The organism is Celerinatantimonas yamalensis (genome assembly GCF_046054155.1).
GTDB lineage: Bacteria > Pseudomonadota > Gammaproteobacteria > Enterobacterales > Celerinatantimonadaceae > Celerinatantimonas > Celerinatantimonas yamalensis.
The window spans coordinates 496,462-519,883 of sequence record NZ_JBEQCT010000002.1 but is presented as its reverse complement, the minus strand read 5'-3'; the positions used below and the strand labels follow the sequence as shown (position 1 = coordinate 519,883).

Sequence of the window (23,422 nt, the reverse complement as noted above, 5' to 3'; positions counted from 1 at the left end):
GGGTTGCAAATGGATATTGAATTAACCTATCTTGATGATGGTCACTTTACCATTGACTGTGGTGACCAGCATCGCGCTTTAGCACTTTGGTTGGAACAAAGCTGGGATGACGAGTGCTTTCAAGCTGAGCTTGCGCAAAGTCGTGACATCAATGCTTTGCCAATGGTTATTCGTAGCGTTGAGTACTCGGCCTATATTCGCAGTGATGATGTCCAAGTTTTTGCGCATGTCAATAGTGATGAGCCATTGGATGATCAAGGGCAAGCTTTGACGCTGCTTGATATTAGTGCAGAATGTGGCTATGAAGATTATCTGCACTTACTTGATTTTTTGCGTGGCTAAGTGAGTCAGGTGAGTAAATGCGAGCCGAACGATGTTCATGACCGGTTGAGTTAATTTAAAAAATCAATAAGTTATCAGCAATAATTAGGCTAGAGTAATGGAGCGTTTGTTCTTTTTTGGTGCGTCACAGGATAAAATATGCACCAATTCGATGCAAATTTATGAGCTTATTCTTGGCGGCTATTTTAACTAAATGATTTTAAAGTATTTTTATTGTTGGCACGGGAGTTGTTTAGCTATTATTAGGATGACAATAAGAATTTGACTCGGAGGAAGGTCAGATGAAACTCGTTAGTGCAATTATTAAACCGTTTAAGCTTGATGATGTTCGTGAAGCAATCGCTGAAGTTGGCGTTGAAGGGTTAACTGTTTCTGAAGTGAAAGGATTTGGACGACAAAAAGGGCATACGGAACTATACCGTGGCGCTGAATACCAAGTCGACTTTTTACCGAAGGTTAAACTCGAGATAGCCGCGCAGGATGGCGATGTCGATCGGATCATCGAAGCGATTACCAGCGCAGCCTATACTGGTAAAATTGGGGATGGCAAAATTTTCGTGCATGATCTATCACATGTTGTGCGTATTCGTACCGGTGAGGTCGATGACGAAGCCATTTAATTCAAACCTCTTTTCTTCGCTTCGAGTCTTTGTTGCAGCGGTTTGAATAACAAACCACCCTGGATTGCATAATCCGGGTGGTCAATTGTGGCATTCGCAGCGATTACGTATCCCTATCACTTATTCTTTTCGTGTGTTAGCCAACGGTTAGACCAGCTTATTACTGGTTTGCTCTGGCCTTGTCATTTCTAGGTGTTGTTTGAGTGACTGAGGCAAAATAGCCAGACGTCCGTTACGACTGACCTTACGATGAATGAATAACCACCACCGGCTATTTATTCAACGCAAACGGCGTGTTCTGTTCGAAAAGTTCTTGAATAGAATTAAATAATTCTTCAACAGGCATCTCTTTGGTTGGTGTGATAAAAATTGTATCATCGCCGGCAATTGTCCCCAAAATACCTTCTGCTTTACCGAGCGAGTCAAGTAACCGAGCAATAAGCTGTGCCGCTCCTGGGCTCGTCTGAATCACGATAAGCGCATTATTAAAACCTATCTCCATCACAAGATTTTTAAGTGGACTGGTAGCTGTTGGCACGCCAAGCTCAGCTGGAAGGCAGTAAACCATTTCCATTTTGGCATTACGGGTGCGTACTGCGCCAAATTTTGACAGCATCCGTGAGACTTTAGATTGATTGATATTGCTATATCCGAGCTCTTGCAACGCAGTGACAATTTCGGCCTGAGAGCCAAATCTCTCCTCTTTTAGCAGTGCTTTAAACGCATGTGTTAGGTGTTCTTGGCGACCTGAATTTGGTTTCATGGGCTTGAATTCTTATCTCTAATAATAGTTAAAGTGTACTGAGTTAGCGGACAATTTCAACTTTATTCATCGATGGTGCATATCCATGCAGCAAAATCATGGTTTCCCATTTTAATCCTTTGCCAAGTTTAGGTTGCTTGTTACTATGTGGCGACCTCTCTAGAGGCAACTGAACAAAGACTAACTTAAGCAAATTTCGCGTTTTGTGGCGATTTAAAGGTGTAAGGGGATAATAATGCGGTTTATCCGGATGGCTTTAATCGGTATATTGATTTTTCCATCGATAATAACTTATGCCAGCAATGGTATTCTACGGTTTGCAACAGAAGCCAGCTACCCACCATTTGAGTCTATCAATCATCAGCACCAGTTTACTGGGTTTGATATTGAACTGGTGCAAGCGTTATGTCGTCAAATGCAAACCCATTGCGTGTTTACCAATCACTCATTTGATAGCTTACTGGCGAGTATCGAATTTGGCCGCTATGATGCCGCCATTTCAGCAATCGATATCACTCCCGAGCGAGCTAAGCGAGTCGCCTTTAGCGCGCCTTATCTGACCAATGGTGCAGTGTTTCTTATCCATAAAGATAGTTTTCAACATCAATACCAACTGCGGAAGAAAGTGATTGCCGTGCAAAATGGCTCGTCTGAGCAACAATATTTGTTAGATCACTATGTCGCTTATGGTGCTGTAGTCGTGCCCTATGCGAGCTATCAAATGGCCCTTGAAGATCTGCTAGGTGGCAAAGTCGATAGTGTGTTTGTTGATAGTGCTGTGGCGCTAGATTGGATCAAGAAACATCCTGCGTATGAGGTATTAGGAAAGACGGTGATTGATAATGACTATTTTGGTGCTGGTTTTGGGATTGCAGTGAATCAACAAGATACCGAGCTTCAAGCGCGGTTGAATAAGGCCCTTAAGGCAATTAAAGCCTCGGGAGAGTACCAAAAAATATTCAATCAATACTTTGTCGAGGCGTCGGTGAATGCCACTAGCAAGTAAGAATGACGATGGTTTATAGCCTGGACTAATCGAAATGCCGTGATCGTTTCTGCAAATTGTAGGATTGCTCTGCTAAGTGCTTTAATTTTGTGCTAAACATGTCAGTAGTCTCTATTTTATCTGTCAGCACTGATTGCTCTGAGGGGATGACTATGAAGGTTGCTGTAATAGGTGCCGCAGGCGGCATTGGTCAAGCGTTATCGTTAATGCTCAAAAATCGGTTACCTAAGCGTTCTCACTTGAATTTGTATGATCTTGCACCGATGACTCCCGGTGTGGCGGTGGATTTAAGTCATATTCCTACCGATGTGGAAGTCATCGGATATACAGGCGATGATTTGGCGGTGGCTTTGGATGATGCAGATGTGGTGATGATTAGCGCCGGCGTTGCTCGTAAACCGGGGATGGATCGCGCCGATTTATTCGAAATTAACGCCAAAATTATTCAGGGCATCATCGAAAATATCGCCCAAGCCTGTCCGAACGCTTGTATTGGCATCATCACCAATCCAGTTAATAGTATGGTACCGGTTGCCAAACAGGTGCTACAGGCAAAAGGCATTTATAACAAGGCAAAATTATTTGGTGTCACGACATTAGATGTGACTCGGGCGAAGACTTTTGTCGGACAAGTCAAGAAGATTGATCCAAAACCACTGCGTATCCCTGTTATTGGTGGCCATAGTGGCGTCACCATTTTGCCACTGCTCTCGCAACTTGGTATCGACTTTAGTGAACAAGAAGCCAAGCAACTGACCGAACACATTCGCGATGCCGGCACCGAAGTGGTTGATGCGAAAGCCGGCGGTGGATCGGCCACGTTATCCATGGGGCAAGCCGCGGGGGCTTTTTGTCTGAAGTTGGTTGATGGGTTGTTAGGTAAATCTGGAATTGACTTGTGTGCCTACATTGATGATGGTGGCCAATATGCGGGCTTTTTTGCGTTGCCCATTGAACTTGGCGTCAATGGGATTGAACGTATTCGTGAGGTTGGTCCACTCAGTGATTATGAAGCGTCGCAACTGGAGCAGCTTTTACCCATCTTGCAGGCGGAAATCACTCAAGCGATACAATGGACGACGGCTAATTGCTGCGGCGATAAAAAATCTATCTGATGCAGCTATAGTTTTGTCCTATTAGGTCGATAAGCTGAGTTAAGAGTAGAAATATGGTGAGAATACCATGCGCATTAACGTCTGTTTGATTGGTGCGGGGCTCAGTCTTTTGTCGGCTGTCGGCTACTGCGCCGATAGCAGCGCTTTGCCGAATTTGCAAGCACCTGACATGATGAGTTCAGTCGCCAAGTCATCAACTGATACTAACCAACCTGATGCATTCAAGGCCAAGCAAGAGGGGTCCGTCAATCTAAAAGCTGTGCAATTGTACTCGCAAGATGAATTACTGAATTGGATCGACAAAAACCAACATTTAGAGCATGTGAAAGCAGACCGCTGTCAACTGGTGCAAGATATTAAAGCCCGTGCTCAAAAAGTTGACCTGCCGGCTTATCAGTTTTTGTGGGGAGATATGCTGGCATGGGGTGTGTGTGTCCCGCGTGATGCGACGTTAGGCGTGCATTATATGTGGCAAGCAGCTCGGCAGGGACTGCCTGCGGCACTAGAGCAGTTGGGTCGCTATTATGCTAGCGGAACATTGGTACAGGCTAATCCTGAGCGGGCTGTGCAATTATTACGCGAGTCAGCCAGTTTAGGTTACCTGAAAGCTAGGCTTGAATATGTCCAAATATTGGTCGATGGCTATGGCAGTCCATTTGACTACCAACAAGCCTATCAGTGGTTGTATAATTCGATTATTGCCGATAAGGAACAACACCAACGTGCGAGTAAACTACTCGCTTCACTAGCACAGCAGATGCCACCGAGTATCGTAGCGGAAGTGCAAAATAGTCGTCCCGATACCCCATAATAGGGGCGTGGGCGATGAAATGCCTTAACAAAGGTAGCCTATTGCCACGATAAGCTTTACCATAGGGGCGGTCGCTCGTTGCATTCAAGCCGTGCGGGATAACAAAAGGTTCGATTCTATGCCCAATGACGACAATCGTGTCGATTTCCTCTCTCAGTTAAAAGATTTTATTACCCAACAAACTTCTCCTATCGCGCTGGATTCGTTAGAGCAAGCGTTTTCTGATTCAACCCAACCGTTGCAACCTCATTTGGATACATTGATCCGTCAGGGACAGATCATGTTGACACGCAGCGGTGAATATACATTACCCGAACGATTAGGTTTGGTTGTCGGCCAAGTGATTGGTCATCGTGATGGGTACGGTTTCCTGCGCACTGCCGATAAAGGCAATGATCTATTTATCCCCAGTCGCAAATTTGGCGGCTCGATGCATGGCGATACGGTGCTAGCTGCGCCTGGCCCTGTCGATAAAAAAGGGCGTCAAGAAGCTCGCATATTAAAAGTGCTCGAAGTTGGCCAGCACGAAATTGTCGGACGTTTTTTTCGAGAACGCAGTGGTACCTTTGTGGCGCCTGATGATAGTCGCCTAAACTGTGATATTTGGATTGATGACAAACACACATTAGGTGCCCGTCAAGGACAAGTCGTTGTGGTCGAGCTGTTGGTGCAAGATGATGATCCAGTGGTTCGAGGCCAAGTGATTGAAGTACTTGGTGAAACGATGGCTCCAGGTATGGAAGTTGAGATGGCGCTGCGCAGTCACGATATCCCGCATGAGTGGCCGGTATCGATCAATAAAGCGCTTGCAAAGATCCCCGAGTCTTTGCAAGCGCAAGATTATGAAAACCGCGAGGATCTGCGTCAATTGCCTTTGATGACGATTGATGGCGAAGATGCCCGCGATTTTGATGATGCGGTATATTGCGAGACCAAAAAATCTGGGGGATGGCGACTGTGGGTCGCTATTGCCGATGTCTCTTATTATGTTCGATCAGGCAGTGCGTTAGATACACAAGCGTATGAGCGGGGGACCTCGGTCTATTTCCCTGACCAAGTGGTTCCTATGCTGCCCGAGAAACTCTCAAATGGTTTGTGTTCACTGAACCCGCAAGTGGATAGAGCCTGTTTAGTCTGCGAAATGACCATCTCCTCTGCTGGCCGTTTGTCGAGCTATCGCTTTTATCCGGCTGTTATGCACTCGCATGCCCGCTTAACCTACAATAAAGTGGCGGCGATGTTAGAGGGCGATGAATTATTGCGCGAGCGTTATGCTGAGCAACTGCCTCATGTCCAAGAGTTACATCGCTTGTTTTTAGCATTAAAAGAAGCGCGTGCGCAGCGTGGTGGCATTGAGCTAGAAACGCAAGAAACCCGATTTATCTTTAATGCTCAACGTAAAATTGAGCAAATTGTGCCGTTATTGCGTAATGATGCCCATAAAATGATTGAAGAGTGCATGATCCAAGCGAATGTGGCCGCAGCTCGTTTTGTTGAAAAGCACAAAGCTGCCATCTTGTTTCGTGTTCATGATAAACCGAGTACCGAACGACTGAATAATTTTCGCAGTTTCTTAAATGAACTGGGGTTAACCCTTGAAGGGGGCGAGCAGGCCCAACCGAAAGACTATTTTGAGCTGGTGGCAAGCATTCAAGAACGTGATGACCGCGATTTGATCCAAACTATGCTGCTGCGCTCGATGATGCAGGCAGTCTATCAGCCTGATAATATTGGGCACTTTGGTTTGGCACTGAAAAGTTATGCCCATTTTACCTCGCCGATTCGGCGCTATCCGGATCTCTTGTTGCATCGGGTAATCAAATACTTACTGGCCAAAGAGCAGGGAGCCTCAGCAAATCGCTGGACGTCAAATGGAGGCTACTATTACAGCTTCGAGGAGATGGATGCCTTCGGTGAACATTGTTCGATGACAGAACGGCGTGCCGACGATGCGACTCGTGAAGTTTGCGACAAACTCAAATGTGAGTTTATGTTAGATCATGTCGGTGAAGTGCTCAGTGGCACGATTGCTGCTGTGACTAACTTTGGCTTGTTTGTCCGGCTCAATACGTTGCAAATAGATGGTTTGGTGCATATCAGCAACTTAGGTCACGATTATTTTGAGTATGATGCAGCGCGGCAGATCCTAATTGGCCGTGGCGGTGGGATGCGCTATCGCATTGGTGATGCGATTGAAGTCAAAGTAGCCAGTGTCAATATGGACGATCGTAAGATCGATCTATTTTTGGCTAATAGTGATGGTGAGAAAAAGCCACGCTCACGACAAAAATCCAAAGTCGCTGATAAAAAAAGCCCAAATAACACGACTAAAAAAACGGTACTCTCTTCATCAGCTAAACCTGCTGCAGATAAACCCTCGCGAAACAAGAAAAAAGCAGGGGTGAAAAAAACGGACGTGGTAAAATCGAAAAAGAAACGTAAACGTCGCCCTGGTAAACAAGAGCGGGCCACTATGAAAAAGGCATTAAAGTCGTAATATGAGTCGACCTTATTATTTGTATGGCTTGCATGCAGTGCAGGCAGTATTAGAACGCCACCCAGAACGGGTGATTGATTTAGCTGTGCTTCAGGGGCGAGATGACGCGCGCTTGCACACGGTGTTAGCACTTGCCTATCAGATGGGGCTCAGTGTCCAGCAGATGAGTCGCAAAGCGCTTGATGAGCGCGCAGATGATACTCATCACCAAGGGGTTGTAGCTAAAGTAAAAGCATCACCAGAACTTAACGAGCAGGATCTCCCCGCGTTGATAGCCGAGCATGCAACCCCGCTATTATTGGTGCTCGATGGTGTTACCGATCCACATAACTTAGGCGCTTGTCTACGTAATGCCGATGCTGCTGGTGTGGTGGCTGTGATCGTGCCTAAAGATAAATCTGCAGCGCTTTCGGCCACTGCCCGTAAAGTAGCGGTAGGCGCGGCGGAAAATGTGCCGCTGGTCACGGTGACCAATTTAGCGCGCACTCTAAAACTTTTGCAAAAGCAAGGTGTTTGGGTAGTGGGTACGGCCGGTGAAGCACAGCAGCTGATTTATGATTGCCAGCTTCAAGGTCCGATAGCGTTGGTGATGGGCGCTGAAGGTCAGGGGATGCGGCGTTTAACGCGTGAAACCTGCGATGAGCTGGTTAAATTACCTATGGCTGGGAGTGTCTCAAGCTTGAACGTCTCGGTCGCTGCTGGGATCTGTTTATTTGAAGCGGTGCGCCAGCGCCGCGGATAGCCATCATCTTTAAAATTCGGCTCATCGAATGCGTGGTTGAGCTGTGATTGCCCCTATTTGCGATCGAAAGTGACCGGATAGGGGTGATAAAAAATCGTGTTATCCCGCTACTCTTGTGCCACTTTTTCAACTGCTCGGTGATTTACTATGATCGTCTCGATTTCATTGTTTTTACGCTTTGAGGCCGCGATTGGGCACGTTCATGTTGAGCTTATTCGGCGCACTCATCATTGGCTTGCCTGTGAATGCCCAGTTTTGTGCTCAAAACAGTATAATTAACCGGATGGGTCGATGATTATTGATTGCGCTATCGGCTTAGATTGGGTAAAATCTGCGCCCTCGAAACAGTCACACCTATTTTAGTTCCTTGCCTCCAAGCGTTTGACTGTACGCCGAGAGAGGCTGTAACCCGTAAGGAGCAATCATGCGTCATTACGAAATCGTATTCATGGTCCATCCGGATCAGAGCGAACAAGTTCCAGGTATGATCGAACGCTATACTGGCATCATCGAAGGTCAGGAAGGTAAGATCCATCGTCTGGAAGACTGGGGTCGTCGTCAACTGGCTTACCCAATCGAAAAACTGCATAAAGCCCACTATGTTCTGATGAACATTGAAGCCAGTGCAGAAGTTATCGATGAACTGGAAAACGCATTCCGTTATAACGATGCCGTCATCCGTAACATGATCATGCGTAGAAAACATGGTGAAACTGAAGCTTCTCCTATTGTTAAAGCAAGAGAAGAACGCCCAGCTCGTCGTGATCAGCGTGATGAGTCTTTAGATGATTCTGAAGATGATAACGCCGAACAGAGCGCATCTGAAGAGTAATTCAATGTGGACAATTGTCTGATTTTAACAGGGACGCTTAGCCGCGCTCCACGTTATCGGACCAGTCCTGGTGGTATTGACCATTGCCAGTTTTGGCTTGCGCATCGCTCTGCGCAAGTTGAAGCAGGACTTAATCGAGTGGCGCAGTGCTTTATTGCAGTGGTCGCAAGTGGCGGTCAATTCAAAAAAGAATTACTCCCTTTGAAGATGGGATGCACGGTGCGAGTCAATGGGTTTTTGCAAACTCAACGTGCTCGCAACGGAGAATCAAAGCTGGTTCTGCACGCCCAACATATAGAATTGTTATCGTGAGGATAAACTTATGGCACGTTTTTTCCGTCGTCGTAAATTCTGCCGTTTTTCGGCTGAAGGCGTAGTTGAAATCGATTATAAAGATATCACTACTTTGAAAAATTATATCACTGAAAGTGGTAAAATCGTACCAAGTCGTATTACTGGTACTAGCGCGAAATATCAGCGCCAACTGGCACGTGCAATTAAACGTGCTCGTTACCTGGCTTTGCTGCCTTACACTGACTTACATAAGTAAGCCGCTGGCCTAACTCAAACATAACTTTCGAGGAAAGGTAATGGATATTATTCTACTAGACAAAATTAGTCATCTGGGTAGCCTGGGCGACAAAGTGTCTGTAAAACCTGGATATGCACGTAACTTCCTGTTCCCACAAGGGAAAGCAGTTCCTGCGACCAAAGCAAACCTGGAACATTTTGAAGCGCGTCGCGCTGAATATGAACAGCATTTGGCTGAAACGTTAGCGAAAGCTAATGCCCGTGGCCAAAAACTGACTGATCTAGAAAATGTTGTCATCACTAGCAAAGCAGGTGATGAAGGTAAATTGTTTGGTTCAATCGGTACCCGTGATATCGCTGATGCGATTACTGCAGCGGGTGTTGACGTAGCTAAATCTGAAATTCGTTTGCCAAACGGTGTGTTACGTAACATCGGTGAATATGCAATCGACGTTCAAGTTCATGCTGACGTGACTGCAACTGTGAAAGTGGTTGTTGTTGCTGAATAAGCACAATCACCGGAATCATCTGCATGTAAAAAACCACGCATCAAAGCGTGGTTTTTTTTATGCGCGAGAGTTGGCAGTGATTTAATAGGTAAGATAAAGTAAGAATCTTAGCCCAATTTTGGATTCTTTCTCTGATGTTTTTAACACAACTTTTTTGTTATCCGCTCAAGTCAGGGCGTGCACAATCACTTAACGCTGCTCAATTCACCCCGCTTGGCCTTCTCGGCGATCGCCGTCTTGTTGTGGTTGATGCAACAGCTCGCTTTGTGAGTATCCGCAACTATGCCAAGCTCTCTTTGGTTGATTGCCAGTTAGATGAGCATATCTGTACTCTCAAGGCGCCAGGTATGGAGCCGGTGTCTATTTCACTTGTCTCTGATAACCGGGAACAGATTAGTGTGTGGCGCTCGACTATCAATGCTCGACGTTTAAGTGCACTTGCCGATGAATGGTTGAGTCGTTATTTGGGCGGTCAGTTTTACCTATGTTTTTACGATGAATACTCCTCACGGGAGGTGAGTCGCCGTCCCGATCATCAGGTCAGTTTTGCCGATAGTTGTCCGGTCTTGGTCATTAGCGAGCAATCTTTGCAAGCGCTTAATGACTATACGGGGCGTGTGGATCAGATGTTGCAGTTTCGCCCTAATTTAGTTGTGAATGCTGATCAGCCGTTTGCCGAAGAGAGCTGGCAAAAAATTCGTATCGGGAATGTTGAGCTTGAAGCGGTCAAACCGTGTAGCCGTTGCCAAATTATCTGTGTTGATCCTAATACGGCGGTTGCCGATACTGAGGGTGAACCTCTTAAATCGTTAAGCCAATTTCATCGCACTGAGGCCGGCGACGTGACGTTTGGCCAGTATTTTGTCGTCACCGCTCAGGGGCGTATGGGTCTTAATGATGCGATTGAAGTTTTAGAAAAGCGAACACCAAGTACTTATCGGATGGTGGTGGATAAGCCCGTTACTGCGAACGCGAAGCGTCATAGCGTCCTTTTTGATCAAGCTGGCGTGAGTACGCAGGGCAGTGAACAGCAAACTATTTTAGAGATCGCTGAAGATGCGGGGGTTGATCTGCCTAGTAGTTGTCGCAGTGGTAGCTGTGGGACTTGTCGTGTTAAGCTGATCAAAGGTCAGGTCGAAGTGGGCGCTGATTATGCGTTGAGTGAACAAGAGATCGAGGCTGGTTACATATTGGCTTGTAGCTGTTTTGCCCGCTCGGACCTAGTCATAAGCCAAGAGGATTAATACACAAAAGGTGCTATTTAGTACCATGTGAGGGGTGTTATGGAGTGGATTGAAGCGACATTAGTCGAACGCAAATTCTTTACTGATACACTATTCTCGATCAAAGTCGACGCACCGTTAAGCCCGTATCTGGCGGGGCAATATGCTCAGTTGGGAATGATGATTGACGGTGAATTAGTTAAAAGAGCCTATTCATTTGTCAATCCACCACATCCGCATTGCCATGAGTTCTATTTGGTCGAAGTTGCGGGGGGCATATTGTCGCCACAACTGGCACATGTTTCCTTGGGTTCTTCATTATGGATTGGTGAACGAGCCAGTGGCTTCTTTACATTAGATGAGATACCCAGTTATGAGCATTTACTGATGCTCTCGACAGGCACTGCGGTTGGGCCGTTTTTAGCGATGCTACAAACTGAGCAGACTTGGCAAAAATTTGATCGGGTTACCTTAGTGCAAGGGGTTCGTTATAATCAGGATCTGAACTATCGCGAAGTGATCGATGCGATTGGCCAGAATCATCAAAATTTTCAATATATTCCAGTGGTTAGCCGTGAAGCGCCAGAACAAGGATTGGCTGGACGAATTACCCAGCTTATCGAGACTGAACAGCTTGCCCAGTATGCAGGCTTTGAGCTTGATGCTTCGCACTGTCAAGTGATGGTCTGTGGTAATCCGGATATGGTCCGTGAAAGCCGTGATTTACTAAGGGCACGAGGTTTTGAGCGAAATTTGCGGCGTAAGCCTGGGCAGCTCACGGTAGAAAATTACTGGTAGTAGTGTAATTAACCTAAAGGCGCAAAGCGTGCTTTGCAAGAGAAGTGAGATCGACGTGAGTCACTTTTTGTGGATAATAACGCCCAGATTTAATTGGTGAGTAATGCATGGCTGAGCGAAATAGTAAAGCAAAGGGGGATGCGCAAGTTTCCGCCCTTAAAGTTCCCCCCCATTCCTTTGAAGCAGAGCAAGCCGTTTTAGGTGGCTTGATGTTGGATAATCATGCCTGGGATAACGTGGCTGAGCAGGTGGTTGAGCAAGATTTTTATTCGCGTCAACATCGACTAATTTTTGCAGCGATGCACCGATTGGCCGAGCAAGCCAACCCGATCGATTTAGTGACGGTTTCAGAGCAGTTAGAGCGTCAAGAACAATTAGAGGACATCGGTGGTTTTGCCTATTTGGGGGAGATCGCTAAAAATACGCCAAGTGCCGCGAATATTCGAGCCTATGCTGAAATTGTGCGAGAGCGAGCGGTGACCCGAGAACTCATTGCTGTCGCCAACGAGATAGCCGAAGCAGGCTACGAACCACAAGGGCGTAAAAGTAGCGAGCTACTCGATTTTGCTGAGAGTAAAGTGTTTCATATCGCTGAAGCTCGCACGAGCGGTGATGAGGGCCCCAAAGGGGTTAAAAGTCTTTTAGCACAAACACTTGATCGTATTGAAGAGTTGTATAAGAGTCCCAATGAGGGCGGGGTAACTGGGGTGTCGACTGGTTTTGCCGATCTCGACAAAATGACGAGCGGTTTACAACCCTCTGATCTGGTGATTGTTGCAGCGCGTCCTTCCATGGGAAAAACTACCTTTGCGATGAATATGGCCGAATATGCGGCTATGACGCAAGACAAGCCAGTTTTGGTCTTTAGTTTAGAGATGCCTTCCGGTCAGATCATGATGCGTCTGTTGGCCTCGTTAGGACGTATAGATCAGACCAAGATCCGGACTGGGAATCTCGATGATGATGATTGGGCGAGGCTGTCGTCAACTATGGGGTTAGTCGCCGATAAAGGCAAGATGTTCATTGATGACTCCTCTGGATTAACGCCAACCGAAGTCAGATCGCGTGCGCGCCGAGTGGCCCGTGAACATGGTGGCTTAAGCATGATTATGATCGACTACCTACAATTGATGCAGGTGCCTGGTATGGCAGAGAATCGAACCTTGGAGATCGCTGAAATTTCTCGTTCGCTTAAGGCGCTGGCGAAAGAGTTAACGGTTCCCGTTGTGGCTCTTTCACAGCTTAATCGTAGTTTGGAGCAACGGGCTGATAAACGGCCAGTGAATTCCGATTTGCGTGAATCGGGCTCTATTGAACAAGATGCAGACTTGATTATGTTCATTTATCGTGATGAAGTTTATCATGATGACCCAAGTAATAAGGGGTTAGCGGAAGTCATTATTGGTAAGCAACGTAATGGTCCCATTGGTAAGGTTCCATTAACATTCCAGGGGAATTTTTCACGGTTTGATAATTACGCAGGCCCCCAATTTGACGACGAATATTAGTCATCAAGCACGATTGGTTGCGCTTAATTTTTAGGCATTATTGCGTGTAATGGGCTATAGTTTGCGAAGTTTCTGGCTCTAGATCGAATCACTCAGTGAAACTATGGAGGATTAAACTGTTAAGAAAAGTTTAAAAAAACATATGAGTATCTTGAAATTATTTGATTGAACCCCCATGTATATTGTTAAGTTTATGTTAGGGCATTGCTTTTTTTAAAGTAATGAGTTTTGTAACAATACGCAAGCATCGAGGAAGAGAATATGAGCGTACTAGTAGGTCGTCCTGCTCCAGATTTTACAGCACCTGCCGTTTTAGGTAATGGTGAAATTGTTGATAGCTTTAACTTCAAAGAAGCTACAAAAGGTAAAAAAGCAGTCGTTTTTTTCTATCCTATGGATTTTACATTTGTCTGCCCATCAGAAATTATTGCATTTGATCACCGTTTGAGTGAATTCCAGAAAAAAGGTGTCGAAGTGATTGGCGTGTCTATTGACTCTCAATATACACATAATGCATGGCGTAATACTGCAACGAAAGATGGTGGTATTGGCGCAGTAAAATTTCCATTAGTTGCTGATATTAAACATGAAATTTGCCAAGCTTACGATGTTGAACATCCAGAAGCTGGGGTTGCATTCCGTGGTTCATTTTTAATTGATGAAGAGGGTATGGTTCGCCATCAAGTAGTCAATGATCTGCCGTTAGGCCGTAACATTGATGACATGTTGCGCATGGTTGATGCTTTGGCATTCCATCAAGAACATGGCGAAGTATGCCCAGCGCAGTGGGAAGCTGGTAAAGCAGGTATGAAAGATTCACCTGATGGCGTTGCGGCGTATTTGTCTGAGAATGCAGACTCGCTATAAATCGTCAAGATTTGCTGGGTGATAGGTATATCCCCGCAACCGTATAAATAAAAAAAGCCGCCAATGGCGGCTTTTTTATACAACAATATCAATCAAGTTTTGAGCTGTTGTGCGTTTGCATTAGCCGCTTAATCAAGCGCGCTATTGACCGAATGTGGAACTCTACTTATCAAAGCAAATTTCAATGGTTGCACCACCGAAATCTGAGCTGAACTCCATTAGAATTTTTGGGCCATCAGTTTTGTGCTGAATGGTATGTCCTGGTCCGGCAACCACGATTGGAGTGGCCATATTAAATTCATAGCCTTGCACTGCAAGTAATCGTTTTGCACCACCCGTGACCATATTGGTGATTTCACCTACCATATCAGTTACTTCGGCATTAATACTAGCGGGGCGCTCACCGACCATTCGGCTCATCACTTCCAGTGCTAAAGATTTATCAAAACTAATTGAAAATGACCCTTTTGTGGTTGGCCCAATCATTCCTATTACACCCGAGACATCGCCTCGCGCCACGTCATCTTTTTTTAACCGAGGTGCTTGTGGTTTTAGGTCCAGCTGCGCCATGGTGCTCACGACATTAAGTAGCGAACTTAGAAACGGATTAACGAACTTTGCTTCCATATATCATCTTCTATCTATTTGAAATCAAATAAATGACTTATCACCTTTACGTAGAACATAGCTAAGTTTACACCAACTATGTGAATAATTTACGCATAATGGCAGGTTAATACTGTGTAAGCAATCTCATTATTGACGTTTATTATTAACAAACTCAACTTGTTATGGCTTTAATGAATGATTGAGATGAATGACAGGATTTTCTGAAAACAGGTATCGGTCATCTTGCGCATCATTATCAAAGTTAGTCGCATCAAAGAGCATTTGTTTGGTATTTTCTAAATGTCGCCACGTGGCAAGTTTGGCCGCTTTTGAATCTTTGCGCATCAATGCTCTTAAAATCTGCTCATGATCATCGCTCCAACTCTCAAGTGCTCGCTCATCAATATGCGAGTGTAATTTGAGCCAATAAGGATTTTGATCGCGATGAACCCAGAGCTGTTCGGTTACTATGACCAAAACGGAGTTTTGCGTTGCTTTGGCGACTTGAATATGAAATTGCTTATCCCAAGCTGAATCACGAGCACGGTCCTCACTGCGACCTTGTTCAACAATACGAGTTAACTCAAGGATATCTTGCTTGGTGACTTGGCTGGCAGCGAATTCAGCGATGTTACTTTCAATCAATTGCCGAGCTTGCAGTAGCTCAAAGGGGCCAGCTGTAAGTAACGCATCAAGCGGGTTATCCGATGATGTATCAGCCAAAGATATTTGATCCGCAATGACATGAATCCCTGATCCTTTGCGAACCTCAACTAATCCTTCAACTTCTAGCATAATGATTGCTTCACGGATCACCGTGCGGCTCACATCCATTGTTTCAGCAATCAAACGCTCCGCGGGCAGGCGGTCTCCAATCTGATAGGCGCCAGAGGCAATCTGTGATTTCAGCTTAGCTGCGATAGCTTGATACAAACGCTTAGGTTGAAACGTTGTTGTTATATTGCTCACAAAAATACATCCTACTCAGTTTGCTTGAACAATGAAAATCTGGGGGCGGGAAGCCCCCAGATGGTGCGCTAATATAACCCAAATAGTCTGGGTAAAAACAGACTCAATTGTGGGATATAAGTAATCAGCAATAACGATACGACTAATGCTGCGAAGAATGGCAACATTGGGCGGATCAAATTCTGAATCTTCAGATTAGCGACTGAACACCCAACGAACAATGCACTACCTACTGGCGGTGTACACAGTCCGATACACAAGTTAACGACCATCATAATACCAAAGTGGATTGGGTCCATGCCAATACGAGTGGCAATGGGTAAAAAGATTGGTGTAAAGATCAATACCGCAGGTGTCATATCCATAAAGACGCCTACTACGAGCAGAATAATGTTGATCATCAGCAAGATAATGATTGGGTTGTTTGAGACGGACAACAAACCTTCTGCGATTGAATTTGGAATATTGGCATCGGTCATCACCCAAGACATCCCAACAGAAACACCAATTAACATCAACACAATGGAGGTCATAACCACTGATTCCAGCACAATACGGGGTAGCTGCGATGGCTTGATTTGGCGATAGACAAACACCGATAAAATAAAGGTATAAACCACGGCAACAGCAGATGCTTCAGTCGCTGTACAGACCCCTGCTAAGATCCCTCCCATCACAATAACCACTAACAGCATGCTGGGTACAGCATCTAAGAATGCGAATATGAACTGTTTAAAAGTTGGACGAGGTGCAATAGGGTAACCCCGGCGTTTAGCAATGACTGCTCCGACGATCATCACCGAAAGTCCCATTAAAATCCCTGGGATATAACCCGCCATAAAGAGTGCTGCAACGGATAACCCACCGGCAGTTAAGGCATAGACGATTAACACGTTAGAGGGGGGAATCAAAAGACCTGTAATGCAGGAGGTCACGTTGATGGCTGCAGAATATTCTGGTGGATAACCTGCTTTTTTCTGCATGGGTGCCATGGTACCACCTACTGCTGCGCAAGCGGCAACCGCTGAGCCAGAGATCGAACCAAACATCATATTAGCCATTACATTCACATGGCCCATCGAGCCAGGCATACGGCCAACCAAGACTTGAGAGAAGTTGATCAATCGCTGAGCAATTCCTCCATTGTTCATCAACGTTCCCGCGAGAATGAAAAAGGGAATAGCGAGTAATGAAAAACTGTCCAAACCAGTCGCGACTTTTTGTCCCAAAATTGCTAATGCAACTTGTGGGGGAAGCAACGTAAAACATGAAAGTAGTGACGAAATACCGATCGAGAATGAGATGGGTACACCAGAAAATACTAAGATAAAGAAGCTGCCGAACATAATCAGCGCTGTGATCCACTCCATATTCATTATTCTTGCTCCTCGATGACTTCTATTTCGTCAGGTTTGTCGAAGTTAACGATGGCTTCAACGATGAATAATAAGTTGTAATAACTCATGATCATTCCAGAAAGTGGAAGCACAGTATATACATAAGCCATCGGAATCTGCATTGCCGGTGAGACTTGACCACTTAAAAGAACTCGACTGGCTAAATGCCATCCGCCCCAGACCATGGCACTACTGGCAAATGCCAGTACACCGCAGTTGGTATAAATAGTACAGATACGTTTTTTTCTGCCAGTTAAATGGGCCACAGCTAAATCGATCGATAGATGTCGCTGTGCACCGACGGTATAGGCTGCGCCAAGTAAGCCGACCCAAATCATACTAAAACGTGCAAGTTCATCAGTATAAGTACTTGGGGCGTTTAATACCCAACGGCTAAAGACCTGCCAGACAACGCAGATTACCAGTGATGTCATGACGACGATACAGATCGTGCCGACTGCGAGATCAACGGGTTTTTTATAGGTTTCCAGACGCATTATTTTACTCCTGCTAAGCCGGATACAAGGTATCCGGCCAATCGTTCTGGTGGGGCTAAATTACTTCACAGCTTCGATTTGTTTTAGCCATTTATCTTTTACAGGATCTTTACGGAAACTATCCCATAGTGGTTTCATTGCGGCGCGAAAAGCGGCTTTATCGACTTTGACAAATGTGGCACCTAACTTGATTGCTTCAGCTCTTGATTTTTTAACTTGAGCATCCCAAAGTTTGGCTTCATATTGTTCTGAATCGCGAGCAGCCTTACGCAATATTTTTTGTTGATCCGGTGTCAGCTTCTTCCACGCCACATTGGCAATTGCCAAAAAGTCAGGCACGGCTGTATGTTCGTCTTCTGAATAGTACTTGGCAATTTCAACATGGCGGGTTTGTACATAAGATGGAATGTTATTTTCAGCGGCATCGACGACGCCTTGTTGTAGCGCTGTGTAGACTTCACCAAACTGGATTGGTGCTGGTGCACCGCCTAATAATTCGATCATTTTATTCGTAGTCGGCGTTGAAATAACGCGTATTTTTAACCCTTTTACATCAGCTGGGGTACGAATTGGTTTTTTTGCGTAGAAACTGCGAGTTCCAGCTTCATATGCCGCAATCAGAGTAAAACCATTTTTTTTCGGTAGCATTTCTAGCTCATGGCCAATCGGTCCGTAGATAACTTTATTAAAGTGCTCTTGGTCACGGAACAAATAGGGCAAACTAAAGATAGAGAAAGCGGGTTCAAATGGCTCGAGCTCACTTCCGCTGATTTTGGTCATATCTAACGCGCCCTGTTGGAGCATTTCCAATGTTTGGCGAGGGCCACCCATCTGACCATCTGGGTAGATGCGAATTTTGACTTTACCGTTAGTCAGTTCAGAGACTTCTTTGGCCATATGACGCAGAGTGACGGCAACAACATGATCATTTTGTAAGTTGTGAGCCAGCTTGAGTGTGACTGCTTGCGCAGACAGGCTGGTAAAGGTCAGTGGTGCGGCTATTAACACACTCAGTGATAAGGCTTTCATTTTCCATTTCATAAAACTAGTACCCCATGATTTGTATGGTTTAGAGATAGGTTCTAGAGACAATGCCATATAGAATGGGAACGTCCTGTCCTATAGATTATCGGGGTAGACTATAATTGGTATGATACATTTTGAAGTTGAGAACCATCACAGTTTCTGTGGCTTCTGGTGAATAACCCACCTGTTTTTTATTAAAAATAGAGGTAGATCACATTTTTGTTGTAATGGCTTTCGCAAACTAATAGTTATTGATGATTTAAAAAGAAATAACGAATAATTAACCCAGTCAGACTACGTATTTCTATTGCAAAGGTGGTGTTTGTTATTTCATCATTCGTTCGTTATATGATGTGTAATAAAGTCGGTATAGGATAGTTTTTCATTTGTCCATGATCTAGCTCTATTGTTACAAAGAAACGATATGTTAATTATTATGCTATAACAATGCGGTATAAATGGCACATCAATACCAGAGTTTTTGGATTTATTTAGTTGTTAACTATCCTTCTTTTAATGACTTTTCTTGTTCATCGCTCCTTTACTTGATAGATATCGACGCCCACCTTTAAGGCTTGCAATGACTATGAGTACAAAGGTATTGTGCCTAAGCACTGGATTTTATCTCATCAAAATTGACGCGGATTGAGTGCTGGTGCGGCGTGATGAATAGTTTTGATATTTTATCTAGTTAGGTTATGTCATCAATGCAGTACTGTTGACCGCGGTGATAAGCTATGGTGTTTGGTCTGTGGTTGTGAAAAACAATCTTATTGAAATGGTGAATTATTTTTAAGACGTTGAGGTAGCTTTCAATTGTACTAATAATGCACTTAATCAGGTCTCGCGCGGCAGAATTTTTGCGATAGGAAAGTGTTTAAACCATTGCTCTCGCTTATACATCATTAGGTCAAATTAAATACCCTGGGATCCTATCTATTTGGCCTCAAATACTCAGATATGCTTCATTTAAGTTTCTTCGTTGTCGTTCATCTATTTAAAGCCCTTCATCACTATTTACACCCAATATAAAGCACACTGCTATAAATTATGCTAGCTCATATTACGTGGCTACATGTCGATTATTTTTTGAACAGTATCATTACGCATTTTATACGGGGTATCTACGTATGATAAGTGTTCTTGATGTGAAATTTAATCAGCAGTAATGATGTATTTTATGTATATATAAAGTGAACATATTATACCAATTACAGTTCTTGATCGAACACTTCAAATTATGTCGTACAATAAAAAATATTTAAATGCATATCACAAATAGAGATATATATACCGACAAAAGTGAGTTGTAAGTCACATAAATTACAATTTGTGGCCAGTTTAAATTTGTCAAATTGATTTCGATCAAACAAAACCAACGCCAAAAAAGACGAAAATCAACCTAATAAATCAAATTGGTATAAATGATTTAATTTATGTCATACCAATTTGGTTATTTTGGTCTTCAATCTATTCATTTGCTCTTCATGTTTTTAGTTTTTGTTTGTGGAACTGAAGGTTAGATAGCCTATATAAAATTTACAGGAGTCTCTATGCGTAAGATACGAGGTATGCGTTGGTACATGATTGGGCTGGTTACATTAGGCACTATCTTATGTTATCTGACTCGAAATACCATTGCCGCAGCTGCGCCAACGCTGCAAACAGAAATGCATATTTCAACGCAGCAATATTCGTATATTATTGCCGCTTTTTCAGCTTGTTATACGATCGCTCAACCGATTACTGGTTTTATTGTCGATACCTTAGGCACCAAAATAGGTTATGGCATCTTTGCTATGCTTTGGGGTTGTTTTGCCATCACGGCTTCTTTTGCTACGGGTTGGGTGGGGCTTGCCGCTGCTCGTGGGTTAGGTGGGTTTGCAGAAAGTGCCATGATTCCATCAGGACTTAAAGCATCGACAGAGTGGTTTCCATCGAAAGAGCGCTCGGTGGCCGTCGGCTATTTCAACGTTGGCTCATCGATTGGGGCTGTTTTAGCACCCCCCATTGTTGTTTGGGCTATTATGTACCAAAGCTGGCGTTTGGCTTTTGTGATTGTCGGTTTGATGACGTTAGTCTGGGTTGGTTTATGGGCGTTTGTGTATTTTCATCCGTCCAAACAAAAGCACCTCAGCGAGGAGGAATATGCGTATATTTCAGCGGGTCAACCAAACACACTGAAAAAAGAAAAAGTGCGAGTATGGGTATTGCTTTCGCAGAAGAAATTTTGGGGCATTGCGCTACCACGTTTTTTAGCGGAGCCAGCTTGGGGAACCTTTAATGCGTGGATCCCCCTGTTTATGGTGAAAACCTATGGGTTTGATTTAAAACAGATTGCAATCTTTGCTTGGATGCCCATGGTGTTTGCCGATGTGGGCTGTATTCTCGGTGGTTACATGCCTGTCTTCTTTCAAAAAGTTTTTCGAGTCAACCTAATAAGCTCGCGCAAACTGGTGGTTTTATTGGGAGCTTTTTTAATGATTGGCCCAGGCTTAATCGGCTTATTTGGTAGTCCTTATATTGCGATTGCGTTGCTATGTGTCGGTGGCTTTGCACACCAATCGCTCTCAGGGGCGCTGATCACTTTATCCGCGGATGTTTTTGAGCCTCATGAAGTTGCAACGGCCAACGGTCTTACTGGGATGGCGGCTTGGACAGCCAGTACAATGTTTGCTTTGGTTGTAGGGGCACTTAGTGATGTAATTGGCTTTAGTCCGCTATTCGCCATATTGTCAGTTTTTGACATCCTCGGTGCAATTGTATTGTTTAGTCTATTGAAAAATAACACAGTGGTTTGTGGTGCTTCGCAACAAGCTGATGTTGTCGACACAGAGCTGTTAGTTCCAGAAGGGAATGCCTAACGAATAGATAGGTGATAGATGCTAGTCCGAGGCAAGGTTAAATTAACCCCCCCTCGAGGCATTCGTAACCCCTTAAGGTTTTGGCAAGGCAGCGCTGACTACTCAGATGATTCGCTATATTTTCGACAACGTTATGTGTAGACATAGCAATAAGATCTTACTTATCTAGTGGATAGCTTATTTGTCTCATTTAGGCTGGGAGTGAGTAGGTTCAATAGATATCAGATTGGTATAATATTTACCCAAATAGATGTCATACATATTTAGCCAGCGGTGATCAGAGAAAAAGAGTGATTAAGGTCAAGAAACCGGATTTTGATTAAAAAATTGTCAATATTCTGTGATTGATCTAGCAAAAATTGGATTATAAATAGACAGCTAATCCTAGAAGTAGAATAATTGGTATAACACATTTTTTTGGATCGCGAGTGGTTGTTGCTAGAGCGAAACTATCGCGACATTTATGGGAGTGGACCTATGAGCGCGTTTTTGACTGAGGATTTTTTACTCGATACCGAGTTTGCTCGGCATCTTTATCATGATTATGCCAAAGACCAGCCGATCTTTGACTACCATTGTCACCTTCCTCCAGAACAAATTGCCCAAAACTATCAGTTTAAAAATTTATATGACATTTGGCTCAAAGGCGATCACTATAAGTGGCGTGCGATGCGCTCAAATGGCGTTGCAGAGCGTCTTTGTACGGGCGATGCTAGTGATTACGAAAAATTTCAAGCGTTTGCTAAAACAGTGCCGTTTACTGTGGGGAATCCCATTTTTCATTGGACGCATTTAGAATTGCGTCGCCCGTTCGGTATCACTGACCGGATGCTTAACCCTGAAACCGCCCAATCTATTTGGGATGATTGCAATACAATGCTAACTAAACCTGCGTTTTCTGCTCGCGGTATTTTAGAGCAGATGAATGTCAAAATGGTTGGTACTACTGATGATCCAGCCGATTCGCTGGAGCATCATGCACTGATTGCCAAAGATTCTTCATTTAATGTGAAGATCTTACCGAGTTTCCGCCCCGATAAGTCATTTAAAATTGATGCGCCTGAATTTGCCAGCTATTTAGAGCAACTAGGACAAAGTGCAGATGTGGCAATTGAACGTTTTAGCGATTTAACGCAAGCGCTATCTAACCGTCTCGACTATTTTGCACAATTAGGTTGCCGGGTTTCAGATCATGCGCTTGATACCGTACCTTTTGGCCAAGCCAGTGAAGCGCAGCTTGATCAAATGATCACCGCTCGGCGTAATGGTGAAACTCTCAGCACTGAACAGGTCGATGCGTTTAAAACTGCCGTATTGTTATTTTTGGGCCGCGAATATCATCGCCGTGGCTGGGTTCAGCAATATCACATTGGTGCACTGCGTAATAACAACTCACTGCAATTGGCTCAATTAGGGCCTGATACTGGTTTTGATTCAATTCACGATCACGAAATTGCGGTTAATCTGTCTAAACTGCTGGATGCCCAAGCGTCAACCGATGAGCTGCCGAAAACTATCTTATATTGCTTAAATCCACGTGATAACGAAGTGCTTGGCACCATGATTGGTAACTTCCAAGGGGGGGGTATCCCAGGGAAAATGCAATTTGGTTCAGGCTGGTGGTTTAATGACCAAAAAGATGGCATGCAACGTCAAATGACCCAACTAGCACAACTCGGCTTACTGAGTCGTTTTGTGGGTATGTTGACCGATAGTCGTAGCTTCCTCTCCTATACTCGTCATGAGTATTTCCGTCGCATCTTATGTCAGATGATTGGCCATTGGGTTGAAGCGGGTGAAGCACCTAATGATTTGAAATGGTTAGGCTCAATGGTCTCGGATATCTGCTTTAACAATGCACGTGATTATTTTGGCATTGAATTGGGCTAATCGCAT

Annotated in this window: 23 protein-coding genes; 17 read left to right on the top strand and 6 right to left on the bottom strand. The window is 44.5% G+C overall.

Translation table 11 applies throughout. The annotated features are described in order from the left end of the window. The first annotated feature begins 9 nt into the window (after positions 1–9). Positions 10–342, top strand: coding sequence for a YacL family protein (locus ABUE30_RS06865; protein ID WP_408622977.1), 333 nt, complete (start codon positions 10–12; stop codon positions 340–342). Positions 343–623: 281 nt separating this feature from the next. After that, positions 624–962, top strand: a complete 339-nt coding sequence (glnK, locus tag ABUE30_RS06860) for a P-II family nitrogen regulator (protein WP_408622976.1) — start codon at positions 624–626, stop codon at positions 960–962. 271 nt (positions 963–1,233) lie between these two features. Here the strand turns inward: glnK and argR are convergent, their stop codons facing one another. After that, the gene (gene argR, locus ABUE30_RS06855) at positions 1,234–1,725 is read right to left on the bottom strand and encodes a transcriptional regulator ArgR (RefSeq protein WP_408622975.1); all 492 of its coding nucleotides are present in this window, start codon (positions 1,723–1,725) and stop codon (positions 1,234–1,236) included. Positions 1,726–1,960: 235 nt separating this feature from the next. Here argR and ABUE30_RS06850 point away from each other — a divergent pair, with 235 nt between their 5' ends. The 13 genes from ABUE30_RS06850 to ABUE30_RS06790 all read left to right on the top strand — a co-directional run bounded on the left by ABUE30_RS06850 (position 1,961) and on the right by ABUE30_RS06790 (position 14,164). After that, positions 1,961–2,731 carry a transporter substrate-binding domain-containing protein gene (locus ABUE30_RS06850; protein WP_408622974.1) on the top strand — a complete coding sequence of 257 codons (771 nt, stop codon included), beginning with the start codon at positions 1,961–1,963 and terminating at the stop codon, positions 2,729–2,731. Positions 2,732–2,883: 152 nt separating this feature from the next. After that, on the top strand, positions 2,884–3,846 hold the full coding sequence (mdh, locus tag ABUE30_RS06845) for a malate dehydrogenase (RefSeq protein ID WP_408622973.1): 963 nt from the start codon (positions 2,884–2,886) through the stop codon (positions 3,844–3,846). A gap of 67 nt (positions 3,847–3,913) precedes the next feature. Continuing rightward, a complete protein-coding gene (locus ABUE30_RS06840; protein ID WP_408622972.1) occupies positions 3,914–4,657 on the top strand; it encodes a tetratricopeptide repeat protein in 744 nt (247 codons plus the stop codon). Between the two features lie 118 nt (positions 4,658–4,775). Further along, a complete protein-coding gene (gene rnr / locus ABUE30_RS06835; RefSeq protein ID WP_408622971.1) occupies positions 4,776–7,154 on the top strand; it encodes a ribonuclease R in 2,379 nt (792 codons plus the stop codon). Between the two features lies 1 nt (position 7,155). Further along, positions 7,156–7,896 carry a 23S rRNA (guanosine(2251)-2'-O)-methyltransferase RlmB gene (gene rlmB / locus ABUE30_RS06830; RefSeq protein ID WP_408622970.1) on the top strand — a complete coding sequence of 247 codons (741 nt, stop codon included), beginning with the start codon at positions 7,156–7,158 and terminating at the stop codon, positions 7,894–7,896. A gap of 424 nt (positions 7,897–8,320) precedes the next feature. After that, on the top strand, positions 8,321–8,728 hold the full coding sequence (rpsF, locus tag ABUE30_RS06825; RefSeq protein ID WP_408622969.1) for a 30S ribosomal protein S6: 408 nt from the start codon (positions 8,321–8,323) through the stop codon (positions 8,726–8,728). A 6-nt stretch (positions 8,729–8,734) separates the two neighbouring features. Further along, complete coding sequence (gene priB / locus ABUE30_RS06820) at positions 8,735–9,040, top strand: primosomal replication protein N (protein ID WP_408622968.1); 306 nt, start codon at positions 8,735–8,737, stop codon at positions 9,038–9,040. 10 nt (positions 9,041–9,050) lie between these two features. Then, complete coding sequence (rpsR, locus tag ABUE30_RS06815) at positions 9,051–9,278, top strand: 30S ribosomal protein S18 (protein WP_131912526.1); 228 nt, start codon at positions 9,051–9,053, stop codon at positions 9,276–9,278. Between the two features lie 40 nt (positions 9,279–9,318). Beyond that, entirely contained in the window at positions 9,319–9,768 is a 450-nt protein-coding gene (gene rplI, locus ABUE30_RS06810) for a 50S ribosomal protein L9 (protein WP_408622967.1), read from the top strand. Between the two features lie 134 nt (positions 9,769–9,902). Continuing rightward, the gene (locus ABUE30_RS06805) at positions 9,903–11,012 is read left to right on the top strand and encodes a YcbX family protein (RefSeq protein ID WP_408622966.1); all 1,110 of its coding nucleotides are present in this window, start codon (positions 9,903–9,905) and stop codon (positions 11,010–11,012) included. A gap of 39 nt (positions 11,013–11,051) precedes the next feature. Then, positions 11,052–11,789 carry a ferredoxin--NADP reductase gene (locus ABUE30_RS06800; RefSeq protein ID WP_408622965.1) on the top strand — a complete coding sequence of 246 codons (738 nt, stop codon included), beginning with the start codon at positions 11,052–11,054 and terminating at the stop codon, positions 11,787–11,789. Positions 11,790–11,896: 107 nt separating this feature from the next. After that, positions 11,897–13,297, top strand: a complete 1,401-nt coding sequence (gene dnaB / locus ABUE30_RS06795; protein WP_408622964.1) for a replicative DNA helicase — start codon at positions 11,897–11,899, stop codon at positions 13,295–13,297. 261 nt (positions 13,298–13,558) lie between these two features. Beyond that, positions 13,559–14,164 carry a peroxiredoxin C gene (locus ABUE30_RS06790; RefSeq protein ID WP_408622963.1) on the top strand — a complete coding sequence of 202 codons (606 nt, stop codon included), beginning with the start codon at positions 13,559–13,561 and terminating at the stop codon, positions 14,162–14,164. A 162-nt stretch (positions 14,165–14,326) separates the two neighbouring features. Here the strand turns inward: ABUE30_RS06790 and ABUE30_RS06785 are convergent, their stop codons facing one another. The 5 genes from ABUE30_RS06785 to ABUE30_RS06765 all read right to left on the bottom strand — a co-directional run bounded on the left by ABUE30_RS06785 (position 14,327) and on the right by ABUE30_RS06765 (position 18,665). Next, positions 14,327–14,791, bottom strand: a complete 465-nt coding sequence (locus ABUE30_RS06785) for a chemotaxis protein CheX (RefSeq protein ID WP_408622962.1) — start codon at positions 14,789–14,791, stop codon at positions 14,327–14,329. Between the two features lie 162 nt (positions 14,792–14,953). After that, the gene (exuR, locus tag ABUE30_RS06780; protein ID WP_408622961.1) at positions 14,954–15,742 is read right to left on the bottom strand and encodes a transcriptional regulator ExuR; all 789 of its coding nucleotides are present in this window, start codon (positions 15,740–15,742) and stop codon (positions 14,954–14,956) included. 68 nt (positions 15,743–15,810) lie between these two features. Continuing rightward, complete coding sequence (locus ABUE30_RS06775; RefSeq protein ID WP_408623199.1) at positions 15,811–17,112, bottom strand: TRAP transporter large permease; 1,302 nt, start codon at positions 17,110–17,112, stop codon at positions 15,811–15,813. 5 nt (positions 17,113–17,117) lie between these two features. Next, a complete protein-coding gene (locus tag ABUE30_RS06770) occupies positions 17,118–17,636 on the bottom strand; it encodes a TRAP transporter small permease (RefSeq protein ID WP_408622960.1) in 519 nt (172 codons plus the stop codon). A 60-nt stretch (positions 17,637–17,696) separates the two neighbouring features. Beyond that, entirely contained in the window at positions 17,697–18,665 is a 969-nt protein-coding gene (locus ABUE30_RS06765) for a TRAP transporter substrate-binding protein (protein WP_408623198.1), read from the bottom strand. A gap of 1,550 nt (positions 18,666–20,215) precedes the next feature. Between ABUE30_RS06765 and ABUE30_RS06760 the strand changes: the two genes are divergently transcribed. Together ABUE30_RS06760 and uxaC are read left to right on the top strand one after the other, a co-directional pair. After that, entirely contained in the window at positions 20,216–21,526 is a 1,311-nt protein-coding gene (locus ABUE30_RS06760) for an MFS transporter (protein WP_408622959.1), read from the top strand. A gap of 477 nt (positions 21,527–22,003) precedes the next feature. Further along, entirely contained in the window at positions 22,004–23,416 is a 1,413-nt protein-coding gene (gene uxaC, locus ABUE30_RS06755) for a glucuronate isomerase (protein ID WP_408622958.1), read from the top strand. Positions 23,417–23,422: the final 6 nt, after the last annotated feature.